Here is a 23,670-nt window from a genome sequence, read left to right as displayed (position 1 = left end):
GCTAAGGGCCGCCAACCTGACGCGGCACCTGTGGGAGCGGCCTTGTGTCGCGAAAGGGCCGCAAAGCGGCCCCTTGATATCAGCACCGATATTGCTGGGGCTGCCTTGCAGCCCTTTTCGCGACACAGGGCCGCTCCCACAAGGAGCCGAGCCATCGGGCTAACGCCGAGATTTGACCGGGACTGGTTGGGCAACCAGCACGATGCCGGAGAAGCCCAGCACCAGGAAGCAGAACATCTGCCAGCGCTCGCCCACCGAGATACCGTAGCGCAAGGTGTAGTACCCCACGCAGGCACCGAAGCCGAGCAACAGCATCTGGCCACGGAACTGCCGCCACCAGGCCGCCAGGCCGTCCACCCGCGCCAGCACCGCCAGCTGGGTCAACAACCCGAGCAAGGCCACGCCGATCAACCAGCGGTCGATCTGCCCGGCAACATCCTGCACCAGCAAAGGCGCAAGGCCACTGACCTTGAGCGCCGGCACCAGCCCCACGTGGAACACCCACAGGCCACCGACCCAGAAAACCTGGGCCAGTTGCCAGAGGATACCCTCGAGGGATGGCGCCCGCAGGCGCCGATCAGATGTGCTTGACTTCGACAATCTCGTACTCGACCGTGCCGCTTGGCGTCTCGACGACGACAGTATCGCCTTCTTCCTTGCCGATAATGGCACGGGCAATCGGCGCACCGCTCGAGAGCTTGCCCTGTTTCACGTCAGCTTCATCCTCGCCAACGATCTGGTAGCTCACCTCTTCATCGGTTTCGGTATTGGCCAGCACCACGGTGGTACCGAAAATCACCTTGCCGGTGTGAGGAATGGTGGTCACATCGATCACCACCGAGTTCTGCAGACGGCCTTCGATATCGCGGATCCGCGCCTCGACCATGCCCTGCTCTTCACGAGCGGCATGGTATTCGGCGTTTTCCTTGAGGTCGCCCAGCTCGCGCGCTTCACCGATTGCCTGGCTCAGTCGCGGACGTTCGGTCTTGCTCAGGAACAGGAGCTCCTCTTCCAGGGCGCGAGCGCCCTGGACGGTCATCGGGTACTTGGTAATGCTCATGCTTTGAGTCCTGCATGCAGATCCTGCAAGCGACGAACGGTCTTCTCAGGGCCGAATTTCAGCGCTTCGCAGATGGCTTCACCGGCCGCAATGGTGGTGGTGCAGTAAATCTTGTGCTGCAACGCATTGCGACGAATCGAGTACGAATCGGCGATCGACTGACGACCTTCGGTGGTATTGATGATCAGGGACACTTCGTCGTTCTTGATCATGTCGACCACGTGCGGGCGACCTTCGGTCACTTTGTTCACGCGGCGCACTTTCAGGCCGGCGGCTTCGATGAGCTTGGCGGTACCTGCAGTTGCGACCACTTCGAAGCCCAGGGCGATCAGGTCGCGGGCAACGCCAGCCACTTGTGGCTTGTCGTCGTCGCGCACGCTGATGAAGGCGGTACCGCCGGTCGGCAGCACTTCGCTGGCACCCATCTGGGCCTTGGCGAAGGCTTCACCGAAGCTGTCGCCCACCCCCATGACTTCACCGGTCGATTTCATCTCAGGGCCGAGGATCGGGTCAACCCCTGGGAACTTGGCGAACGGGAAGACGGCTTCCTTGACGCTGTAGAAGTTCGGGATGATTTCCTCGGTGAAGCCCAGCTCCTTGAGGGTTTTGCCGGCCATGACGCGGGCCGCGATCATCGCCAGCGAAGTGCCGATGCACTTGGAGACGAAAGGCACGGTACGCGAAGCGCGCGGGTTGACTTCGATCACGTAGATCTTGTCGCCCTGCAGGGCCAGCTGCACGTTCATCAGGCCGACGACGCCCAGCTCCAGGGCCATTTTCTTGACCTGTACGCGGACCTCGTCCTGCACTTCCTTGCTCAGCGAGTAAGGTGGCAGCGAGCACGCCGAGTCGCCGGAGTGAACGCCGGCCTGTTCGATGTGCTGCATGATCGCGCCGATCACCACGTCGGTGCCGTCACAGACCGCATCCACGTCCATCTCGATGGCGCAGTTGAGGAAGTGGTCGAGCAGTACCGGGCTGTCGTTGGACACCTGGACCGCTTCACGCAGGTAGCGCTTGAGCTCGTCCAGTTCGTAGACGATTTCCATGGCTCGACCGCCCAGTACGTAGGACGGGCGAACGACCAGCGGATAGCCGATGCTGCCAGCGGCGCGAATGGCCTCTTCTTCGCTACGCACGGTGGCGTTTGGCGGCTGCAGCAGGTTCAGGCGCTGAACCATCTGCTGGAAGCGCTCACGGTCTTCGGCGCGGTCGATGGCGTCCGGGCTGGTACCGATGATCGGTACACCGGCTTCTTCCAGGGCGCGGGCCAGTTTCAGCGGGGTCTGGCCGCCGTAGTGGACGATCACGCCCTTGGGCTTCTCGACGCGGCAGACTTCCAGCACGTCTTCCAGGGTCAGCGGCTCGAAGTACAGGCGATCGGAGGTGTCGTAGTCGGTGGAGACGGTTTCCGGGTTGCAGTTGACCATGATGGTCTCGTAACCGTCTTCACGCAGCGCCAGTGCGGCGTGCACGCAGCAGTAGTCGAACTCGATACCCTGGCCGATACGGTTCGGGCCACCGCCGAGGATCATGATCTTGTCGCGGGTCGACGGGTTGGCCTCGCACTCTTCCTCGTAGGTCGAATACAGGTAGGCGGTATCGGTGGCGAACTCGGCAGCGCAGGTGTCGACGCGCTTGTAGACCGGGAACACTTCCAGCTTGTGGCGGTGGCGGCGCAGGTTCTTGTCGGTGATGCCGAGCAGCTTGGCCAGGCGCTGGTCCGAGAAGCCCTTGCGCTTGAGGCGCAGCATGTAGTCCTTGTCGATGGCCGACAGGGCCAGGGTCTTGACCTTCTCTTCTTCCTTGATCAGGTCTTCCATCTGCACCAGGAACCACAGGTCGATGCCGGTCAGCTGGAAGATTTCTTCGATGGTCATGCCCGAACGCATGGCGTCGGCGACGTACCAGATACGCTCGGCGCCCGGCACGGTCAGTTCGCGCTTGAGGATGCTGGCGGCTTCAGCGCTGGCCAGGTCGACTTTCGGGTCAAGGCCGCAGGCGCCGACTTCCAGGCCGCGCAGGGCTTTCTGCAGGGACTCCTGGAAGGTGCGACCGATGGCCATGACTTCACCCACGGATTTCATCTGGGTGGTCAGGCGCGCATCGGCTTTCGGGAATTTCTCGAAGGCGAAGCGTGGCAGCTTGGTGACGACGTAGTCGATCGACGGCTCGAAGGACGCCGGGGTGCGACCGCCGGTGATGTCATTCTGCAGCTCATCGAGGGTGTAGCCGATGGCCAGCTTGGCGGCGATCTTGGCGATCGGGAAGCCGGTGGCCTTGGAAGCCAGGGCGGACGAACGCGATACTCGCGGGTTCATCTCGATGACGACCATGCGACCGGTGTTCGGGCAGATACCGAACTGCACGTTGGAACCGCCGGTTTCGACGCCGATCTCACGCAGCACCGCCAGCGAGGCATTGCGCATGATCTGGTATTCCTTGTCGGTCAGCGTTTGCGCTGGGGCAACGGTGATCGAGTCGCCGGTGTGCACGCCCATCGGGTCGAAGTTCTCGATGGAGCAGACGATGATGCAGTTGTCCTTCTTGTCGCGGACCACCTCCATCTCGTATTCCTTCCAGCCGATCAGCGATTCGTCGATCAGCAGTTCCTTGGTCGGCGACAGGTCCAGACCACGGGTGCAGATCTCTTCGAACTCTTCACGGTTGTAGGCGATGCCACCACCGGTGCCGCCCATGGTGAACGACGGACGGATGATGCACGGGAAGCCGAGCTTCTCGAGGACCGCATTGGCCTCTTCCATGCTGTGGGCGATACCGGAGCGCGGGCACTCCAGGCCGATGTCTTTCATGGCCTTGTCGAAGCGCGAACGGTCTTCGGCCTTGTCGATGGTGTCGGCATTGGCGCCGATCATCTCTACCCCGAACTTTTCCAGAACGCCGTGGCGCTCCAGGTCCAGGGCGCAGTTCAACGCGGTCTGGCCACCCATTGTCGGCAGAACGGCGTCAGGGCGCTCTTTTTCGATGATCTTGGCCACCGACTGCCACTTGATCGGCTCGATGTAGGTGGCGTCGGCCATGGCCGGGTCGGTCATGATGGTGGCCGGGTTGGAGTTCACCAGGATGACGCGGAAACCTTCCTCGCGCAGGGCTTTGCAAGCCTGGGCGCCGGAATAGTCGAATTCACAGGCCTGGCCGATCACGATCGGGCCAGCGCCAAGAATCAGGATGCTTTTGATGTCTGTACGTTTTGGCATGGTTGTCACTCAAATCCGCGGGTCAGTCGGCAAGCCGTCTTGAACAATCTGGGTCAGGCGCTTCCGGGCGCGGCACATACCGCCCCGGGGCCTTGATGCAGGATGCTCAGCGGCGCTTGGCCATGGCATCGGTGAAACGATCGAACAGTGGCGCGACGTCGGTCGGGCCTGGGCTCGCTTCAGGGTGCCCCTGGAAGCTGAACGCGCTCTTGTCGGTGCGCTCGATGCCCTGCAGGGTACCGTCGAACAGCGACTTGTGGATGGCGCGGACGTTGCCCGGCAGGGTGGCTTCGTCGACGGCGAAACCGTGGTTCTGGCTGGTGATCATGACCACGCCGGTGTCCAGGTCCTGGACCGGGTGGTTGGCACCGTGGTGGCCGTGGCCCATCTTGACGGTCTTGGCACCGGAGGCCAGGGCCAGCAGCTGGTGGCCGAGGCAGATGCCGAACACCGGAATCTCGGTCTCGAGGATTTCCTTGATCGCCTGGATGGCGTAATCGCAAGGCTCGGGGTCACCCGGGCCGTTGGACAGGAACACGCCATCCGGATTCAGTGCCAGCACTTCACTGGCCGGGGTTTGCGCCGGCACCACGGTCACGCGGCAGCCACGGGCGACCAGCATGCGCAGGATGTTCAGCTTGACGCCGTAGTCGAAGGCAACCACGTGGTACGGCAGGTCGGCCGCGTCGATGGTCGGGTGGCTGTCGGTTTTCAGCTCCCACACGCTGGAACGCCACTCGTAGCGCTCGGTGGTGGAGACAACCTTGGCCAGGTCCATGCCCTTGAGGCCAGGGAAGGCGCGAGCAGCGGCGATGGCTTGCTCTTCGGTGATGTTGTCACCGGCCAGGATGCAGCCGTTCTGGGCGCCCTTTTCACGCAGGATACGGGTCAGGCGACGGGTGTCGATGCCGGCGATGGCGACGACGTTGTTGGCCTTCAGGTACTCAGGCAGCGACTGGGTGTTACGCCAGTTGCTGGCCAGCAGCGGCAGGTCGCGGATGACCAGGCCAGCGGACCAGACGCGGTTCGACTCTGCGTCTTCCGGGGTGGTACCGGTGTTGCCAATGTGCGGGTAGGTCAGGGTAACGATTTGCTGGGCGTAGGAAGGGTCTGTAAGGATTTCCTGGTAGCCGGTCATAGCAGTGTTGAACACCACCTCACCAACGGTCTGACCGTCGGCACCGATGGCTTCACCGCGAAAAATACTGCCATCGGCAAGGGCGAGTATGGCTGGCTTTGTCAAGAAGACCTCCCGTAAATCAAGCATGAAAGGGCGATCGCAGGTTGCAAAAAAGCGGAGTGACGTATGGACACGTCACCCCGCTTTCATGTGCTGAATTCAATTCGCTGCGCGCTTTTAGTGGACACACTAAAGCTGTAGCTTACAGAAAAGAGCGTTTCCGGTCTACCGCAAATGCGACAGAGGGTTACTGCGCCAACCCTCAACGCAGCTCGAGCACGTCCTGCATGTCGTACAGCCCAGGCTCCCGACCATCGAGCCACAGTGCAGCACGCACGGCGCCCTTGGCGAAGGTCATGCGACTGGAGGCCTTGTGGGTGATCTCGACGCGCTCGCCTTCGGCAGCGAACAGTACGGTGTGATCACCCACCACATCGCCGGCACGCACGGTGGCGAAGCCGATGGTCTGGCGATCACGCGCACCGGTCTGCCCTTCGCGACCATATACGGCCACTTCGCGCAAGTCACGCCCCAGCGCCTGGGCGACCACTTCACCCATGCGCAGCGCGGTACCCGATGGCGCATCGACCTTGTGCCGGTGGTGGGCTTCGAGAATCTCGATATCCACATCGTCACCCAGCACCCGCGCGGCAGTATCGAGCAGCTTCAGGCAGAGATTGACGCCGACGCTGAAGTTGGCAGCGAAGACGATCGGGATTTCCTTGCCCGCCTCGACCAGCAATTCCTTCTCTTGCGGGGTGAAACCGGTGGTGCCGATGACCATGGCCTTGCCCGCCTTACGGCAGAAGGCCAGGTTCTTCAGGGTCACCGACGGATGGGTGAAGTCGATCAGCACGTCGAACTCGTCGGCGACCTTGGTCAGGTCGTCGGAGATCGGCACGCCGATACGGCCCAGAGCCGCCAGCTCACCTGCATCGGCACCGACCAAGGTGCTGTCCGGACGATCGATGGCCGCCGTCAGGCCGGCCTGAGGCGCTTGTTGCTGCACGGCCTCGACGAGGGTCTTGCCCATCCGCCCAGCCGCGCCCATCACTGCAATACGTCGCATAACCTGTTCCTTGTCAGAGATCACCGAAGAAGCGCTTGACACCTTCGAACCAGCCACTGGCTTTCGGCGAATGGGAGCTGTCACTGTCCAGTGAATCGCGGAACTCTTCGAGCAATTCACGCTGGCGACGGCTGAGGTTGACCGGGGTTTCCACCGCCACGCGGCACAGCAGGTCGCCGGCAGCACCACCCCGCACCGGCGCAACGCCCTTGCCACGCAGACGGAACTGCTTGCCGGTCTGGGTGCCTTCGGGGATCTTCAGCTTCACGCGGCCATCGAGGGTCGGCACTTCCAGTTCGCCACCCAGGGCAGCGTCGGTGTAGCTGATCGGCACTTCGCAGTACAGGTGCTTGCCATCACGCTGGAAGATCGCGTGCTCACGCACGTTGATGACCACGTACAGGTCGCCGGTCGGGCCACCATGGGTCCCCGCCTCGCCTTCGCCGGACAGGCGGATGCGATCGCCGGTATCGACACCGGCCGGCACCTTGACCGACAGGGTCTTGTATTCCTCGACACGGCCTTCGCCGTGGCACGAGGTGCAAGGGTCGGTGATGATCTTGCCCTGGCCATGACAACGCGGGCAGGTCTGCTGCACCGAGAAGAAGCCCTGCTGCATGCGCACCTGGCCGATACCACCACAGGTCGGGCACGCCGCCGGGGACGAGCCTTTCTTGGCGCCGGAGCCATCGCATGGCTTGCATTCGACCAGCGTGGGAACGCGGATGTTGACCGTGGTGCCACGCACCGCTTCTTCCAGGTTCAGCTCCAGGGTGTAGCGCAGATCGCTGCCGCGCTGGGCACCGCCACGCGAGCCACCACGGCCACCGCCGAAGAAATCACTGAACACATCGCCGAAGATGTCGGAGAAGTTGGCGCCACCGAAGCCGGCACCGCCGCCACCCATGCTCGGGTCGACGCCAGCGTGGCCGTACTGGTCGTACGCTGCACGCTTGCTCGCATCGGACAGCACTTCGTAGGCCTCGTTGGCCTCCTTGAAATGCTCTTCCGACTCCTTGTCGCCGGGGTTGCGGTCGGGGTGGTACTTCATCGCCAGGCGGCGATAGGCCTTTTTGAGGTCACCTTCACTGGCGCCACGCTCGACACCCAGCACCTCATAATAATCACGCTTTGCCATAGGTCATTTGCACTCTTGGGGGCGTTCGGCATACCTCTGCGCTATGCGCTGTGCCGCAACACCTGCCAACCTCCGAGAGGCTTTGACAGATGCTGTAAAAATTCTCGTATTCCAGACACACCAACGCGGGAGCAAGCCCCGCGCGGCGACATCCTACCAGCTCACCGCCAAACGGCGGTGGGCTGGCCGACAACATGCAGGCATTACTGCTTGTTGTTGTCTTTCACTTCCTCGAACTCGGCGTCGACCACGTCGTCGTGCTTGGCTTCCGGCTCGGCCTGCTGCTGGGCGCCGCCCTGAGGCTGCTCACCCTGCTCGGCGTACATCTTCTGGGCAACCGGCGCGGAGACCTTGGACAGTTCCTCGACCTTGGCGTCGATGGCAGCCTTGTCGTCGCCTTTGACAGCAGCCTCCAGCGCGACCACGGCAGCCTCGATGGCCGTTTTTTCTTCCGCGGTGACCTTGTCACCGGCGTCAGCGACCATCTTGCGGGTCGAGTGAACCAGCGCATCACCCTGGTTACGGGCAGCGGCCAGCTCTTCGAACTTGCGGTCTTCCTCGGCATTGGCCTCGGCGTCACGCACCATGCGCTCGATTTCATCGTCCGACAGGCCGGAGTTGGCCTTGATCACGATCGACTGCGACTTGCCGGTGGCCTTGTCCTTGGCGCTCACGTGCAGGATGCCGTTGGCGTCGATGTCGAAGGTCACTTCGATTTGTGGCACACCGCGTGGTGCTGGCGGAATGTCGGCCAGGTCGAACTTGCCCAGCGACTTGTTCTGCGCAGCCTGCTTACGCTCACCTTGCAGCACGTGGATGGTCACGGCGCCCTGGTTGTCGTCGGCAGTCGAGAACACCTGCGACTTCTTGGTCGGGATGGTGGTGTTCTTCTCGATCAGCGGGGTCATCACGCCGCCCATGGTTTCGATACCCAGAGTCAGCGGGCTGACGTCCAGCAGCAGTACGTCTTTTACATCACCGGCCAGGACCGCACCCTGGATGGCAGCGCCCATGGCGACCGCTTCGTCCGGGTTGACGTCCTTGCGCGCTTCCTTGCCGAAGAAGTCGGCAACGGCTTTTTGCACCAGCGGCATACGGGTCTGGCCGCCGACCAGAATCACGTCGTCGATCTTGCTGGCGTCGATGCCGGCGTCTTTCAGGGCGATGCGGCATGGCTCGATGGTGCGCGAGACCAGGTCTTCGACCAGCGATTCCAGCTTGGCGCGGGAAATCTTCACGTTCAGGTGCTTAGGACCGGTAGCGTCTGCAGTGATGTACGGCAGGTTGACGTCGGTCGACTGAGCAGAGGACAGCTCGATCTTGGCCTTTTCAGCGGCTTCTTTCAGACGCTGCAGAGCCAGTGGATCGTTCTTCAGGTCCATGCCGGACTCTTTCTTGAACTCGTCCACGAGGTAGTCGATCAGGCGCATGTCGAAGTCTTCGCCACCCAGGAAGGTGTCGCCGTTGGTGGCCAGTACTTCGAACTGGTGCTCACCGTCGACTTCGGCGATTTCGATGACCGAAACGTCGAAGGTACCACCACCGAGGTCATAAACGATGACGGTGTGGTCGCCCTTGGCCTTGTCCATGCCATAGGCCAGCGCAGCAGCGGTCGGCTCGTTGATGATGCGCTTGACGTCCAGACCGGCGATGCGGCCGGCGTCTTTGGTGGCTTGGCGCTGGCTATCGTTGAAGTAGGCCGGAACGGTGATGACCGCTTCGGTCACAGGCTCGCCGAGGTAATCTTCGGCGGTCTTCTTCATTTTCTTCAGGACTTCGGCGCTGATCTGCGGCGGAGCCATCTTCTTGTCGCTGGCTTCAACCCAAGCGTCGCCGTTGTCGGCCTTGACGATCTTGTAAGGCACCAGCTTGATGTCTTTCTGCACGACGTCTTCTTCGAAGCGGCGACCGATCAGACGCTTCACGGCGAACAGCGTGTTGTGCGGGTTGGTGACCGCCTGGCGCTTGGCCGACTGGCCGACGAGGATCTCGCCATCGTTGGCGTAGGCGACGATCGAAGGGGTGGTACGTGCGCCTTCGGCGTTTTCGATGACCTTGACGCTACCGTTTTCCAGGATGGAGACGCACGAGTTGGTGGTCCCCAGGTCGATACCGATGATTTTACCCATGTTAACTCTCCCGAAACTTGAATTTGGTGGCAGCCGCTACTCTGGGCAACTGCGGTAATACTTGAACGCTTGACACTTAGATGGGGATGCCCCGATCAATTTCAAGCCTGTTCATCGATAGAAGGTTGCGGCGCGCTCGGCGCCTTGCTGACCACCACCATGGCGGGGCGCAACAGGCGGCCGTTGAGCAGGTAGCCCTTCTGGAACACCTTGAGCACGCTGTTGGGCTCGGCATCGGCGCTTTCCTGCATCGCCATGGCCTGGTGGTGCTCGGCGTTGAACGGTTCGCCGTGCGGATCGACCGGCTCGAGGTTGTAGCGCTTGAGGGTGTCGTGGAACATCTTCAGGGTCAGCTCGATACCTTCGCGCATCGGCTTGATGGTCTCGTCGTCGGCGCTGGACAGCTCCAGGCCACGCTCCAGGCTGTCGATGACCGGCAGCAGGTCGCCCGCGAACTTCTCCAGGGCGAACTTGTGGGCCTTCTCGACATCCTGCTCGGCGCGGCGGCGCACGTTCTGCAGGTCGGCAACAGCGCGCAGGGACTGGTCCTTGGCCGCAGCCAGCTGCTCCTCGAGCTCCTGAATGCGGGCATCGGTGTTGTCTGCGCCAGCTTCTTCGGCGTTAAGGTTCTTCTCATCCAGCTGTTCGTCAGCCATTGGGGTTCTCCTTCGCGATTTCTGTAGTGCGAGCCAAGCTCGTCGTGTCTGCCGGCTATATGGGGTCGGAAAAACCAGGTTCAAGGGCCGACTGCCTATCGAACGCTCAGGAAAATCTCCGAGCGGCCCTTGGCAGGGTCGAAAAAACTACTGTATAAATAACCAGACATGACCTTCGGGAGTCGTCCTCATGCTGGTGCACCTGTCCATCCACAACTACGCCATCGTCGAACACCTCGACCTCGAGCTTGCTCGCGGCATGTCCGTCATCACCGGCGAGACCGGCGCGGGCAAGTCGATCATGCTCGACGCCCTCGGCCTTGCCCTTGGCGACCGCGCCGACAGCGGCGTGGTGCGCCCCGGCGCGGACAAGGCGGACATCCTCGCCACCTTCGACCTGGCCGACATCCCCGAGGCAGGCACCTGGCTGGCCGAGCGCGACCTGGCCAACGATGGCCCGTGCATCCTGCGCCGGGTGATCACCGCCGAAGGCCGTAGCCGCGGCTATATAAATGGCACGCCCTGCCCGCTCAGCGACCTCAAGGCCCTGGGCGAGCTGCTGATCGACATCCACAGCCAGCATGAGCACCAGTCGCTGCTCAAGACCGATACCCATCGCCGCCTGCTGGACGAATACGCCGGCGCCATCGACCTGGCCCGCCAGGTACAGCTGGCCGCCAAGCGCTGGAACCAGACGCGCCTGGAGCTCGAGCGGCTGACCAACTCCGGCGACGAGCAACGCGCCCGCCACCAGTTGCTCAGCTACCAGCTCGAAGAGCTCGACAATCTCGGCCTGGGCGAAAACGAACTGGAGCTGCTCGAGCAGGAGCACAAGAACCTGACCAACGCCGAGGCGCTGTTCGGCATCTGCCGCCAGGTCATCGACCAGTGCAGCGAGAGCGATTCGGGCAACGTGCTCAGCGCCCTCACCTCCAGCCTCAATCGCCTGGGCGCTGCCGCCAATGCCCCAAGGCACTCGGCGAAGCGGCCAACATGATCGCCAGCGCACAGATCCAGGTCGAGGAGGCGGTGGGCGAACTCAACCGCTTCCTCGACAACTTCGACGCCGACCCCATGCGCCTGCAGGCCCTGGAAGAACGCCTCGACACTATCTATACCCTGGCCCGCAAGCATCGCGTACACCCTACGGAGCTGCCGCACCTGCAGCAGCAGTTGATGGATGAACTCGAAGGCCTCAATGCCAGTGACGAAGCACTGGAGCGCCTGGCCGAGGAACAGGCGGCTTTCGCCCAGCACTACAAGGCCAAGGCCACCGAACTCAGCGCCTTGCGCCAGCAGGCTGCTCGCCAGCTGGCCGTCGCGGTCGAGCAGGAGGTGCAGCGCCTGGGCATGCCAGGCGGGCGTTTCTGCATCCAACTCACGCCCAACGAAGGGAGCGAGCTGTCACCCCACGGCCTGGAGCAGATCGAGCTGCTGGTCAGCGCCAACCCCGGGCAGCCGCTCAAGGGCCTGGCCAAGGTTGCCTCGGGCGGTGAGCTTTCGCGTATCAGCCTGGCGATCCAGGTGATCACCGCGCAGACCTCGCGCATTCCTACCCTGGTCTTCGACGAAGTGGACGTGGGCATTGGCGGGCCTACCGCCGAGATCGTTGGCCAATTGCTGCGTCGCCTCGGCGAGCGTGGCCAGGTGCTGACCGTGACCCACCTGCCACAGGTGGCCGCGCAAGGTCATCACCACCTGTTCGTGCACAAGGTGCGCAACAGCGACACCACCCACACCGCGGTGGCCAGCCTGGGCAAACGCGAACGGGTCGAGGAAGTCGCACGCATGCTGGGTGGCATCGACCTGACCAAGGAGTCGTTGGCCCATGCGCGCAAGATGGTAGTTTCCGGCAAGGCCTGACGCCTTCGTTTGGCCAGCCGAAAAGCACAAAGGCGACCCTAGGGTCGCCTTTGCTATCTATAACGATCTAAATCGTTACTTCTTTTTACGCACATACAGGACCAGGTTATGGTCCACCAGCTCGTAGCCATGTTCAGCCACGATCTCTCTTTGGCGGCGCTCGATTTCAGCGTCCATGAATTCGATCACTTCGCTGGTCTCCACGTTGACCATGTGGTCGTGGTGACCGCCGTCAGCCAGTTCGAAGACCGCGTGGCCGCCGTCGAAGTTGTGGCGAACCACCAGGCCTGCCGCTTCGAACTGAGTTAGAACGCGATACACGGTTGCCAGACCGACGTCCTCGCCCGCTTCCATCAGCGCCTTGTAGACATCCTCCGCGCTCATGTGACGTTGCTCGGTAGAATCGAGCATTTGTAGGATCTTGACTCGAGGCAGGGTCACCTTGAGACCGGCTTTGCGCAATTCGCTATTTTCAACCATGGTCAGCTTTCTCGCCGATGCTGCTTCGCAGCTTCTCTTAATACGGGTATGATCGGTGTTTACGTTGTCCAGCCAAGATAGTGGAAGTCGCCCACCGATGCAAAACACCAAGCTCTTGCTAACCAGCCTCACCCTCGTGGGACTGCTCGCACTCGCCGGTTGCTCGTTTCCCGGGGTTTACAAAATCGACATCCAGCAGGGCAATGTCGTCACGCAAGACATGATAGACCAATTACGCCCCGGAATGACCCGTCGGCAAGTAAGGTTTATCATGGGCAACCCCCTCCTCCAGGACACCTTCAACACCAATCGTTGGGACTACCTGTACAGCCTGCAGCCAGGCGGCGGTAAACGCCAGCAGGAACGCATGAGCGTGTTCTTCAACGACAGCGACCAACTGGTCAGCCTGTCTGGCGATTTCATGCCGGGCGTTAGCCGCGACCAGGAAATCCTCGGCGGCAGCGGCGATACCACGGTCAACCCGGCCACCGAAGGCCAGGCACCCGCCCAGCCGGAACAGCCGCAAGAGAAGCCGGCCAAGCCAGGCTCGACCGAAGAGTCGATCCAGCGCGAGATCGATACCATCGAGACCACGCCGGTCCCGACGCCAGCACCGCTGGAAACCTCGCCGCAGTAATTGCAGCGCAGGCAAAAAAAAGCCCGGACCATGGTCCGGGCTTTTTGTTGGCGCCGCGCCGACGCCTCAGCTGTGGAGCTGTTTGGCACGCTGGCAGAAAGCATCCACCAGGGTGTTCGCCGCCTGGTTGAACAGCGGCCCGAGGGTGGCGCGCACCAAGGGGCCTGCGTAGTCGAACGACAGGTCCAGGCTGATCTTGCAGGCCTTTTCGCCCAGCGCCTTGAATACCCACACACCGTGCAACTGGGTGAAGGGCCCCTCTTCCAGATTCATTTCGATCGATTGCCCAGGCACCAGCACATTGCGCGTGACGAACTGCTGGCTCATGCCGCCCTTGGCCACTTCGAGCTTGGCGCGCATGCTCGTGTCGCTGGCTTCGAGCACCGTCGAGTCCGAGCACCACGGCAGAAACTGTGGGTAGCTGGCCACATCGTTGACCAGATCGTAGAGCGCCTGGGCAGGGTACGGCAGCAGGGCGGAGCGTTGAATATGGGTAGTCATCCAGGCATCACTTCCAAGGCTGGGTGGCGGCGCTTCGCAGCGTGCCGAAAACAGAATCTGTACATGTGACAGGCTTTGTATTGTCCGGTATTCATCGCAGTGGCTCAAGCACACCGAAATCCCATAGCCGATGACGCGCCGACTGCCTATAATGCGGCCCCTATGGCTAAGCAAAAGAAACATCCGACCGGGACCATCGCGCAAAACAAGAAAGCGCGACACGATTACTTCATCGAACACAAGTTCGAGGCCGGACTGGTCCTGTCCGGTTGGGAAGTAAAGAGCCTGCGGGCCGGCAAGGCGCACCTGACCGACAGCTACGTGCTGCTCAAGGATGGCGAAGCCTGGCTGTTCGGCAGCCACATCACCCCGCTGACCACCGCCAGCACCCACGTCATCGCCGACCCGATCCGCACGCGCAAGCTGCTGCTGAACAAGCGCGAGCTCGAGCGCCTGGAAGCGGCCGTGGCGCAGAAGGGCTATACCTGCGTGGCGTTGGCGCTGTACTGGAGCAAGCACCTGATCAAGTGCGAGATCGCGCTTGGCAAGGGCAAGAAGGAGTTCGACAAGCGCGACGTCGTGCGCGAACGCGACTCCAACCGCGAGCTGCAGCGTGCGGTGCGCAACAAGGGCAAGGAAGACTGAGTCTTCTTTAGCCTGCTGCGGCCCTTTCGCGGGACAAGCCCGCTCCCACAGGATCTGCGCTGACCGAAGCTCGGCACAGATCCTGTGGGAGCGGGCTTGTCCCGCGAATGACCCAATACAGCTTTCAGCGCCCGCTGCGCCGCTCTGCCCGCGCCACCCGCTGGGCCTCGTCCTGGGCTTCTTCGAGCACTTCCTGCACATAAAGAATGTGCCGGCTCGACACCTCCCGCGCCTCCTCCGCCCTACCCTCGACAATCGCCTGGTACAACTCGCGGTGCTGACTGATCAGCATGTCGCGCGTCTCTGCCCGCTGCTGATACATGCCACCGATGTTGGTCACCACGTTGCGCTTGAGCAGGTCGAACAACCCACGGATGGTGTGCAGCAACACGGCGTTGTGACTGGCCTCGGCGATGGCCAGGTGGAATCGCGCATCGGCCGCGCCCTCTTCTGCCCGCGTAACCTCATCGGCCCGGGCATAGCAGTCCAGCAAGACGTCGAATGCCGCCTTCAGCCGAATCCGGTCGGGCTCGGTGGCACGCTGAGCGGCGTAATAGGCGCATGACGCCTCAAGCGTATGGCGAAATTCCAGCAGGTCGCGCTGGGCCTCGGTACTGTGCTCGAGCAATTGCAGCAAGGGGTCACTGAAGGTCGAACCCAGCGACTCGGCGACGAAATTGCCGCCTCCCTGGCGACTGACCAACAGTCCCTTGGCCACCAGCTTCTGGATCGCCTCGCGCAGCGACGGGCGTGATACGCCGAACTGTTCGGCCAGGGCGCGCTCGGCCGGCAGCCGCTGCCCAGAGGTCAGGGTGCCTTCCAGAATCATCGCTTCCAACCGATCGACGATATCGTCGGACAAGCGCCGTTGGCGGACCTGATCAAAAACCATCACATGCTCTCCACAGACCCCCAGCCAAATTCGGGGGGCGGCTATTCTCACTGATTCGCGCCGTGTCAGCACCCATCAGTTGAGGTTTTTTGCAGCCGTTCAGCCACCGCCCATCGTCACTCGACCAAAGTTTCGCCAAGGACAAATTGACACAGCCATGAGCGCGCTTTTAACCTAGCGACCAGACATTGTAAATTGGTCTTACCAATTATCCAATGCCAGTGCTGACCAACAACAATTAGGGGCCACCCCACTATGCAAACCTGGCAACAACTCTATACCCCACTCGGAAGTCTGGGCCTGTCTGCCCTGGCAGCTGTGATTCCAATCGTCTTCTTCTTCCTCGCCCTCGCCGTGTTCCGCCTCAAGGGCCACGTCGCCGGCAGCATCACCCTCGCACTGTCGGTCCTGGTCGCGATCTTCGCCTTCCAGATGCCTGTCGACATGGCTCTGGCTGCTGCGGGCTACGGCTTCCTCTACGGCCTCTGGCCGATTGCCTGGATCATCGTTGCCGCGGTGTTCCTGTACAAACTCACGGTCAAGAGCGGCCAATTCGAAGTGATCCGCAGCTCGGTCCTGTCGATCACCGACGACCAGCGCCTGCAGGTGCTGCTGATCGGCTTCTGCTTCGGTGCCTTCCTCGAAGGCGCCGCCGGCTTCGGCGCGCCCGTGGCCATCACCGCCGCATTGCTCGTGGGCCTGGGCTTCAACCCACTGTACGCCGCAGGTCTGTGCCTGATCGCCAACACCGCACCAGTGGCCTTCGGCGCCTTGGGCATCCCGATCATCGTGGCCGGCCAGGTCACCGGCATCGACGCCTTCCACATTGGCGCCATGACTGGCCGCCAACTGCCGCTGCTGTCGCTGTTCGTGCCGTTCTGGCTGGTGTTCATGATGGATGGCCTGCGCGGCGTGAAGGAAACCTGGCCGGCCGCCCTGGTCGCCGGCCTGAGCTTCGCCGTGACCCAGTATTTCACCTCGAATTTCATCGGCCCGGAACTGCCGGACATCACCTCGGCCCTGGCCAGCCTGATCTGCCTGACCCTGTTCCTCAAGGTCTGGCAGCCCAAGCGCTCGTTCGCACAAGCCAAAGGCAGCGTCGGCGCCGCCGTGGTCGAGCCGAGCGGCAGCCAACCGACCCCGTACAGCTTCGGCGAGATCTTCAAGGCCTGGTCGCCGTTCCTGATCCTCACCGTACTGGTGACCATCTGGACCCTGAAGCCGTTCAAGGCAGCCTTCGCCCCAGGCGGCGCGATGTACAACTTCGTGTTCAACTTCGCCATCCCGCACCTGGACCAACTGGTGGTCAAGACCGCCCCGATCGTCGCCGCGCCGACCGCCATGCCAGCGGTGTTCAAGCTCGACCCGATTTCCGCCACCGGTACCGCGATCTTCCTCTCGGCGCTGATTTCCATGGCAGTCCTGAAGATCAACTTCAAAACTGGTCTGACCACTTTCAAGGAAACCTTCTGGGAGCTGCGCTGGCCGATCCTGTCGATCGGCATGGTGCTGGCCTTCGCCTTCGTCACCAACTATTCGGGCATGTCCTCGACCATGGCCCTGGTCCTGGCCGGCACCGGCGCTGCGTTCCCGTTCTTCTCGCCGTTCCTCGGCTGGCTGGGCGTGTTCCTGACCGGCTCCGACACTTCGTCCAACGCCCTGTTCAGCTCGCTGCAGGCGACCACCGCGCACCAGATCGGGGTCAACGACACCCTGCTGGTGGCCGCCAACACCAGCGGCGGCGTGACCGGCAAGATGATCTCGCCGCAGTCGATCGCCGTGGCCTGCGCCGCCACCGGCCTGGTGGGCAAGGAATCGGACCTGTTCCGCTTCACCGTCAAGCACAGCCTGTTCTTCGCCACCATCGTCGGCCTGATCACCCTGATCCAGGCCTACTGGCTGACCGGCATGCTGGTTCAACACTAAAGTGAAAGGGGCCGGGCGCCCTGGCGCCCGGCATCTCCTTCAACCAACGCTGCGAGAATCCATGATCATTTCCGCCTCCACCGACTATCGCGCCGCGGCCCAACGCAAGCTGCCTCCCTTCCTGTTCCACTACGCCGACGGCGGCGCCTATGCCGAATACACCCTGCGCCACAACGTAGAAGACCTGGCGAGCATCGCCCTGCGCCAGCGTGTGCTGAAGAACATGTCCGAGCTCAGCCTCAAGACCGAGCTGTTCGGCGAAACCCTGAGCATGCCCGTAGCCCTCGCTCCGGTAGGCCTCACCGGCATGTACGCCCGCCGTGGCGAAGTGCAGGCGGCACGCGCGGCGGCGGCCCATGGCATTCCGTTCACCATGTCCACCGTGTCGGTGTGCCCGATCGAAGAAGTCGCTCCGGCCATCGACCGACCGATGTGGTTCCAGCTGTATGTACTGAAAGACCGCGGCTTCATGCGCAATGCGCTGGAGCGGGCGAAGGCCGCCGGGGTGAAGACCCTGGTGTTCACCGTCGACATGCCGGTGCCCGGCGCCCGCTACCGCGACGCCCACTCTGGCATGAGCGGCAAGAGCGGGCCGATGCGCCGCGTGCTGCAAGCCATGACCCACCCCGAATGGGCCTGGGACGTTGGTGTCATGGGCCGTCCGCACGACCTGGGCAACATCTCCACCTACCGTGGCAACCCCACCGGACTTGCCGACTACATCGGCTGGCTCGGCGCCAACTTCGACCCGTCGATTTCCTGGAAAGACCTGGAGTGGATTCGCGACTTCTGGGATGGCCCGATGATCATCAAGGGCATCCTCGATGCCGACGACGCGCGTGACGCGGTCAAGTTCGGTGCCGACGGCATCGTCGTCTCCAACCACGGCGGTCGCCAGCTCGACGGCGTGCTGTCCAGCGCCCGCGCCCTGCCGGCCATTGCCGATGCGGTCAAGGGGGACCTGAAGATCCTCGCCGACTCCGGCATTCGCAGCGGCCTCGACGTGGTGCGCATGATCGCCCTGGGTGCCGACAGCGTCCTGATCGGCCGCGCCTTCCTCTGGGCCCTGGCCGTGCATGGCCAGGCCGGGGTGAAAAACCTGCTGGAGCTGTTCGAGAAGGAAATGCGCGTGGCCATGGTGCTCACCGGCGCCAAGTCGATCAGCGAGATCACCCGCGACTCGCTGGTCCGCGAACTGGGCGCCTGAGCGCCTGCCTTGAGAAACACCGCCTGAATGACCGGGGGCACAACGGCGCGCGAGACGCCGTGACCCTTTGAGGAGATTGCATGAGCTTGCCTGCTGCATTCCTGCGTGATGTCGAGCGCCTGATTCCCGCCGAACGCCGTTTCGACGACCCCACCTCGACCTTGGCCTTCGGCACCGATGCCAGCTTCTACCGGCTGATCCCCAAGCTGGTGGTGCGGGTCGAGTCCGAGGACGAGGTGGTCGGGCTGATTCACCTGGCCCAGCGCGAGCGCGTGCCGGTCACCTTCCGCGCCGCCGGCACCAGCCTTTCAGGGCAGGCCATCAGTGACTCGCTGCTGATCGTGCTCGGCGATAACTGGAATGGCCGAGAGATCCGTGGTGCCGGCGAGCAGATCCGCCTGCAACCGGGTGTCATCGGCGCCCAGGCCAACGCCTGGCTCGCTCCGTTCGGGCGCAAGATCGGCCCTGATCCGGCTTCCATCAATGCCTGCAAGATCGGCGGCATCGTCGCCAACAATGCCAGCGGCATGTGCTGCGGCACGGCGCAAAACACCTACCACACCCTGGCCGGCATGCGCCTGGTGCTGGCCGACGGCACGCGCCTGGACAGCGAAGACCCGGCCAGCGTGGCCGCCTTCGAACGCAGCCACGCCGACCTGCTCGAGGCCTTGGCTCGGCTCGGTCGCGAGACCCGTGCCAATACCGAACTGGCCGACCGCATCCGACACAAATACCGACTGAAGAACACCACTGGCCTGTCGCTCAATGCGCTGGTGGACTACGACCAGCCGCTGGATATCCTCCAGCATCTGATGGTCGGGTCCGAAGGAACCCTGGGCTTCATCAGCGCGGTGACCTACGACACCGTGCCCGATCACCCACACAAGGCCAGTGCGCTGCTGGTGTTCCCCAGCGTCGAGAGTTGCTGCCGCGCGGTGACCGTGCTCAAGCGCCAGCCGGTGTCGGCGGTGGAGTTGCTCGACCGCCGCAGCCTGCGCTCGGTGCAGGACATGCCGGGCATGCCGTTGTGGGTAAAAGGCCTGTCGGCCAATGCCTGCGCATTGTTGATCGAGTCCCGCGCCGCCAGCCAGAGCCTTCTGCACGAGCAACTTGGCCAGGTCATGGCGTCGATTGCCGACTACCCGCTGGAGCAGCAGGTGGACTTCAGCGAAGACCCGCAGGTGTACAACCAGCTGTGGAAAATCCGCAAGGACACCTTCCCGGCGGTCGGCGCCGTGCGCGAGACCGGCACCACGGTGATCATCGAGGACGTGACCTTCCCCGTCGAGCAACTGGCCGAGGGCGTCAATCGCCTGATCGAGCTGTTCGACAAGCACCACTACGACGAAGCGATCATCTTCGGCCACGCCCTGGAGGGCAACCTGCACTTCGTCTTCACCCAGGGCTTCAACAGCCCCGAGGAAGTCGCCCGCTACCAGGCCTTCATGGACGACGTGGCGCAGTTGGTGGCGGTGGAATTCGGCGGATCGCTCAAGGCCGAGCATGGCACCGGGCGCAACATGGCGCCGTTCGTGGCGCTGGAGTGGGGCCAGGATGCCTACCAGCTGATGTGGGCGCTCAAACGCCTGCTCGACCCCAACGGCATTCTCAATCCCGACGTGGTGCTGAGCGAAGATCCGGACATCCACCTGAAAAACCTCAAGCCCTTGCCGGCGGCCGACGAGATCGTCGACAAGTGCATCGAGTGCGGCTTCTGCGAACCAGTCTGCCCGTCCAAGGGGCTGACCCTGAGCCCACGCCAGCGCATCGTCATGTGGCGCGATATCCAGGCGAAAAAGCGCGCTGGCATCGACACCCGCGAACTGCTGCAGACCTACCAGTACCAAGGCATCGACACCTGTGCCGCCACCGGCCTTTGTGCCCAGCGCTGCCCGGTGGGCATCAACACCGGCGAACTGGTGAAGAAGTTGCGCTCCCAGGCCGCCAATCATGAAAAGGCTGCCGACTGGCTGGCCGAGCACTTCCAGACCGCGCTGGGCGGCGCGCGCCTGACCCTGACTGCCGCCAACACCGCGCGCAAGCTGCTCGGCGCGCCGCGCCTGGCGCGCTGGAGCACGGCCTTGAGCAAGACCAGCAACGGCCGCCTGCCACAGTGGACACCGGCGATGCCGCAACCAGTGCGCGACCTGACCTTCGGCCCGGCGAGCAACGATGCCCGACCGCGCGTGGTGTACCTCGCCGCCTGCGTGTCGCGGGCGATGGGCCCGGCCTACGCCGACCGCGAACAGAGCACGCTACTGGACAAGACCCGTTCGCTGCTGGAAAAAGCCGGCTATCAGGTGGTGTTCCCGGACAACGCCGACAGCCTGTGCTGTGGCCAGCCGTTCGCTTCCAAAGGCTACCCCGAGCAGGCCGAGCACAAGCGCCAAGAGTTGATCAACGCCCTGCTGCAGGCCAGCCGTGGCGGCCTCGACCCCATCTATTGCGACACCAGCCCATGCACCCTGCGCCTTGTGCAGGACATGGCAGACACCCGGCTGGACCTGTACGACCCGGTGCGGTTCATCCGCACTCATCTGCTCGACCGGCTGGAGTTCACCCCTCAGGACGAGCCGGTGGCCGTGCATGTGACCTGCAGCACCCAGCACCTGGGCGAAAGCCAGGCGCTGATCGACCTGGCGCGGCGCTGCAGCAAGCAGGTGGTTGTACCCGAAGGAATTCATTGCTGTGGGTTTGCCGGGGACAAGGGGTTCACCACGCCGGAGCTCAATGCCCACTCGCTGCGTAGTTTGAAGGATGCGGTGCAGCATTGCAGCGAGGGGATCTCGACCAGCCGGACGTGCGAGATCGGGCTGTCGAGCCATAGTGGGATCGATTACCACGGGTTGGTCTACCTGGTGGACCGGGTGACGCGTCCGCGGAGCATCTGACGATACGGATCCTACAGAAGGTTCAGATCCCTCCTACGCACAAGTGGTAGGGATTTGCAGCCTTTGGAAATATCCTACGAGTCGCGTCGACACGCGTCTGATTGTCCCGAAAATCCTGGCTCCCTAGGCTGTTCGAGTCGCTGGTGTTCAGCGACCGGGCGTGGAACCCCGGCCTAGCATTCTGGAGCGTGTCGTTAATGGCGGCTGTACGCGGGAGGCCTCGTGCCTACCGAGTACTCCTGAATGCACTCGGGTTCCACCCCGTGTACAGCTGCCACCCTTCCTGTGGAACGGAAGCGGCAGTCCTTCAGCATTCAGGAGACTGCATGAAAAAAATCGTCCCCGACTCACCGCATTTCTACCAGATCCCCGACGGCACCACCCTCTGCAACGCCATCATCGAGCGCCATGTGCCCTTGAACCATGTGGTGATGAACGTCACCCATTACCTGATGATCGCCTATAACCGATGCCGCTATGCCGTCGACAGCATCGAAGATGAAGCCATGCGCGAATCGGTCGAGAACGGCCTGCGCGCCATGCAGATTGCCTGGGCTCAGGCGGATGCCTTGTTGTTGGCATTGGAGCGCAAACCAAGCCTGCATTGATAGCGGCCTAACCGGCCTCTTCGCGGGTAAACCCGCTCCTACAGGTACAGCGCCAACTTCAAACTCGGCGCTGTACCTGTAGGAGCGGGTTTACCCGCGAACACCGGCTCCGCCGGTGCCATCCCCCACCGAATTCAGGAAACCGCCCCAATGGACACAACCGACCCCACCCGCACCACCACCGCCGGCATCGAAACCTTCGACCTGTTCCGCCTGCAACCCGGCATCCCCTTCGACCACGCCTTCAGCCAACTCTCGATCCTGCTCGGCTGCATCCGCCACCTCACCACCGAGGCCGAAATGGAAAACGACCGCAAGGCTGGCAGCGCCGCGCGCATCCTCAGTGAAATGGCCAAGGCGCTGATCGACGACATCGAACTGGGCCTGAACAAGTCCCACTGACCCCTGCGGGAGCGGCCTGCAACATCTCGCCACACACCGTCATGCCGCCCCGCCATCATCGCGATTGAACCGCCGCAAATCCGCCACAGTCAACCCTTACAGGCCCACCCTCCAGAGGCCCTACAAGGAGACACCCATGAAAGGTACCGCGCTTTCGGCCCTGTTCGCGGCCGCTACCCTCCTGGCTTCGCCGGTGTTCGCCGCCGACGACCTGTGCGCCATCAACCTGCAGAAGATCGGCAACAGCATGGCCACCGCCGGCGCCACTTCCGAAGGCCTGGACAAGGCCGTCACCGAACAGGTCGACGAGGCCAAGGCCGCCCAGGCTTCGGGCGACAAGGAGAAATGCATCGCCCTCACCAGCAAGGTGCTGGAGCACTTGGAAAAAACCGAGAAAGGCAGCGGCTCGGCCGGCGGCAGCGGTGCTTGAGCCCTCGCGGCGCGGGCGACCCGGCCTGCTGTCGACGTCGCTCGCACAATCACGTATACTGGCCGCACGTGCCGAAAGGTACGTAAGCTAGAGCTGTAGCGTGGGGCCGATTAGGATTCGACGCCGGTTGCGAAACTCTAGGTGCATGCCGAGTTGGTAACAGAACTCGTAAATCCACTGTTGCAACTTTCTATAGTTGCCAATGACGAAAACTACGAGGGTTACGCTCTCGCTGCGTAAGCAGCTGAGCCCGCTCTCCTGGTAGCTTCGGCTCCAGCAATCACCAGGGGATGCCTGTAAACCCGAAGTGATTGTCATACAGAACAGGATCGTCGTGTAGCACGTTGGGGGCAAAGCGACTAAAACTTACCCAACTCGTCCAAAGCACCCTGCCCGTCGGGCGGCTGCGGATTAACTCAGTAGACACGGCTAAGCATGTAGTACCGACAGCGGAGTACTGGCGGACGGGGGTTCAAATCCCCCCGGCTCCACCAAATCCTCAGAAAAAGACGTCCCCGGACGTCTTTTTTTGTGCCTGACATTCACCGGATTCAAGTCACCGCTCGAACACTCGGTCTTCCTGATATCGACCTTGGCTACCTGCGCACTCATGGTGCGCACATCGCACCAATTTGGCATCTCACAAGACCACCTTCCACTCGCACGCCCCCTCAACCCCTGCTCCTCGCGGAATCGTTAGCCCCCTCACGACCTGGCGCAAAAATTGCTATCAGTTTG

At 62.7% G+C, this 23,670-nt stretch carries 19 protein-coding genes, 1 other RNA gene and 1 pseudogene; 10 read left to right on the top strand and 11 right to left on the bottom strand.

From position 1 onward, the window contains the following. Nucleotides 1-159: 159 nt before the first annotated feature. From E6B08_RS04210 to grpE, 8 genes are all read right to left on the bottom strand, one after another. Complete coding sequence (locus E6B08_RS04210) at nucleotides 160-600, bottom strand: MFS transporter (RefSeq protein ID WP_136912873.1); 441 nt, start codon at nucleotides 598-600, stop codon at nucleotides 160-162. Continuing rightward, nucleotides 578-1,060: a transcription elongation factor GreA gene (greA, locus tag E6B08_RS04205; RefSeq protein WP_192938615.1), complete on the bottom strand. Its 483-nt coding sequence runs from the start codon at nucleotides 1,058-1,060 to the stop codon at nucleotides 578-580. The genes E6B08_RS04210 and greA overlap by 23 nt, the downstream gene beginning before the upstream one ends. Next, on the bottom strand, nucleotides 1,057-4,278 hold the full coding sequence (gene carB, locus E6B08_RS04200; protein WP_136912872.1) for a carbamoyl-phosphate synthase large subunit: 3,222 nt from the start codon (nucleotides 4,276-4,278) through the stop codon (nucleotides 1,057-1,059). The genes greA and carB overlap by 4 nt, the downstream gene beginning before the upstream one ends. A gap of 106 nt (nucleotides 4,279-4,384) precedes the next feature. Then, the gene (carA, locus tag E6B08_RS04195; RefSeq protein ID WP_136912871.1) at nucleotides 4,385-5,521 is read right to left on the bottom strand and encodes a glutamine-hydrolyzing carbamoyl-phosphate synthase small subunit; all 1,137 of its coding nucleotides are present in this window, start codon (nucleotides 5,519-5,521) and stop codon (nucleotides 4,385-4,387) included. Nucleotides 5,522-5,720: 199 nt separating this feature from the next. Next, complete coding sequence (dapB, locus tag E6B08_RS04190; RefSeq protein WP_136912870.1) at nucleotides 5,721-6,527, bottom strand: 4-hydroxy-tetrahydrodipicolinate reductase; 807 nt, start codon at nucleotides 6,525-6,527, stop codon at nucleotides 5,721-5,723. 13 nt (nucleotides 6,528-6,540) lie between these two features. Further along, on the bottom strand, nucleotides 6,541-7,665 hold the full coding sequence (dnaJ, locus tag E6B08_RS04185; protein WP_136912869.1) for a molecular chaperone DnaJ: 1,125 nt from the start codon (nucleotides 7,663-7,665) through the stop codon (nucleotides 6,541-6,543). Nucleotides 7,666-7,868: 203 nt separating this feature from the next. Beyond that, nucleotides 7,869-9,794: a molecular chaperone DnaK gene (gene dnaK / locus E6B08_RS04180; protein ID WP_136912868.1), complete on the bottom strand. Its 1,926-nt coding sequence runs from the start codon at nucleotides 9,792-9,794 to the stop codon at nucleotides 7,869-7,871. Nucleotides 9,795-9,895: 101 nt separating this feature from the next. Further along, on the bottom strand, nucleotides 9,896-10,450 hold the full coding sequence (grpE, locus tag E6B08_RS04175; RefSeq protein WP_136912867.1) for a nucleotide exchange factor GrpE: 555 nt from the start codon (nucleotides 10,448-10,450) through the stop codon (nucleotides 9,896-9,898). A 190-nt stretch (nucleotides 10,451-10,640) separates the two neighbouring features. Between grpE and recN the strand changes: the two are divergent. Continuing rightward, nucleotides 10,641-12,313, top strand: a pseudogene (gene recN / locus E6B08_RS04170) (DNA repair protein RecN). 75 nt (nucleotides 12,314-12,388) lie between these two features. Here the strand turns inward: recN and fur are convergent. After that, nucleotides 12,389-12,793, bottom strand: coding sequence for a ferric iron uptake transcriptional regulator (gene fur, locus E6B08_RS04165; RefSeq protein ID WP_016391775.1), 405 nt, complete (start codon nucleotides 12,791-12,793; stop codon nucleotides 12,389-12,391). Nucleotides 12,794-12,890: 97 nt separating this feature from the next. Between fur and E6B08_RS04160 the strand changes: the two genes are divergently transcribed. Then, entirely contained in the window at nucleotides 12,891-13,430 is a 540-nt protein-coding gene (locus E6B08_RS04160) for an outer membrane protein assembly factor BamE (RefSeq protein ID WP_136912866.1), read from the top strand. A gap of 66 nt (nucleotides 13,431-13,496) precedes the next feature. Here the strand turns inward: E6B08_RS04160 and E6B08_RS04155 are convergent, their stop codons facing one another. Beyond that, the gene (locus E6B08_RS04155) at nucleotides 13,497-13,931 is read right to left on the bottom strand and encodes a type II toxin-antitoxin system RatA family toxin (RefSeq protein ID WP_136912865.1); all 435 of its coding nucleotides are present in this window, start codon (nucleotides 13,929-13,931) and stop codon (nucleotides 13,497-13,499) included. A gap of 162 nt (nucleotides 13,932-14,093) precedes the next feature. On the opposite strand from E6B08_RS04155, the gene smpB reads away from it, so the two are divergent. Next, nucleotides 14,094-14,576: an SsrA-binding protein SmpB gene (smpB, locus tag E6B08_RS04150; protein ID WP_133330396.1), complete on the top strand. Its 483-nt coding sequence runs from the start codon at nucleotides 14,094-14,096 to the stop codon at nucleotides 14,574-14,576. Between the two features lie 124 nt (nucleotides 14,577-14,700). Here smpB and E6B08_RS04145 read toward each other — a convergent pair whose 3' ends face one another. Further along, entirely contained in the window at nucleotides 14,701-15,468 is a 768-nt protein-coding gene (locus E6B08_RS04145) for a GntR family transcriptional regulator (protein ID WP_136912864.1), read from the bottom strand. A 255-nt stretch (nucleotides 15,469-15,723) separates the two neighbouring features. Between E6B08_RS04145 and E6B08_RS04140 the strand changes: the two genes are divergently transcribed. The 7 genes from E6B08_RS04140 (at nucleotide 15,724) to ssrA (ending at nucleotide 23,426) form a co-directional block, all read left to right on the top strand. Then, the gene (locus E6B08_RS04140) at nucleotides 15,724-17,394 is read left to right on the top strand and encodes a lactate permease LctP family transporter (RefSeq protein ID WP_136912863.1); all 1,671 of its coding nucleotides are present in this window, start codon (nucleotides 15,724-15,726) and stop codon (nucleotides 17,392-17,394) included. Between the two features lie 61 nt (nucleotides 17,395-17,455). After that, nucleotides 17,456-18,601 carry an FMN-dependent L-lactate dehydrogenase LldD gene (lldD, locus tag E6B08_RS04135; protein WP_136912862.1) on the top strand — a complete coding sequence of 382 codons (1,146 nt, stop codon included), beginning with the start codon at nucleotides 17,456-17,458 and terminating at the stop codon, nucleotides 18,599-18,601. 80 nt (nucleotides 18,602-18,681) lie between these two features. Next, a complete protein-coding gene (locus E6B08_RS04130) occupies nucleotides 18,682-21,492 on the top strand; it encodes an FAD-binding and (Fe-S)-binding domain-containing protein (RefSeq protein ID WP_136912861.1) in 2,811 nt (936 codons plus the stop codon). A 326-nt stretch (nucleotides 21,493-21,818) separates the two neighbouring features. Then, complete coding sequence (locus E6B08_RS04125; protein WP_136912860.1) at nucleotides 21,819-22,100, top strand: hypothetical protein; 282 nt, start codon at nucleotides 21,819-21,821, stop codon at nucleotides 22,098-22,100. Between the two features lie 150 nt (nucleotides 22,101-22,250). Continuing rightward, nucleotides 22,251-22,502 carry a DUF3077 domain-containing protein gene (locus E6B08_RS04120; protein ID WP_136912859.1) on the top strand — a complete coding sequence of 84 codons (252 nt, stop codon included), beginning with the start codon at nucleotides 22,251-22,253 and terminating at the stop codon, nucleotides 22,500-22,502. 136 nt (nucleotides 22,503-22,638) lie between these two features. Beyond that, nucleotides 22,639-22,932: a hypothetical protein gene (locus E6B08_RS04115; RefSeq protein WP_136912858.1), complete on the top strand. Its 294-nt coding sequence runs from the start codon at nucleotides 22,639-22,641 to the stop codon at nucleotides 22,930-22,932. Between the two features lie 102 nt (nucleotides 22,933-23,034). Continuing rightward, nucleotides 23,035-23,426: a transfer-messenger RNA gene (ssrA, locus tag E6B08_RS04110) on the top strand. Nucleotides 23,427-23,670: the final 244 nt, after the last annotated feature.

This window comes from Pseudomonas putida, assembly GCF_005080685.1.
Taxonomy (GTDB): domain Bacteria; phylum Pseudomonadota; class Gammaproteobacteria; order Pseudomonadales; family Pseudomonadaceae; genus Aquipseudomonas; species Aquipseudomonas putida_V.
This window is presented reverse-complemented; position numbering and strand designations above follow the sequence as displayed.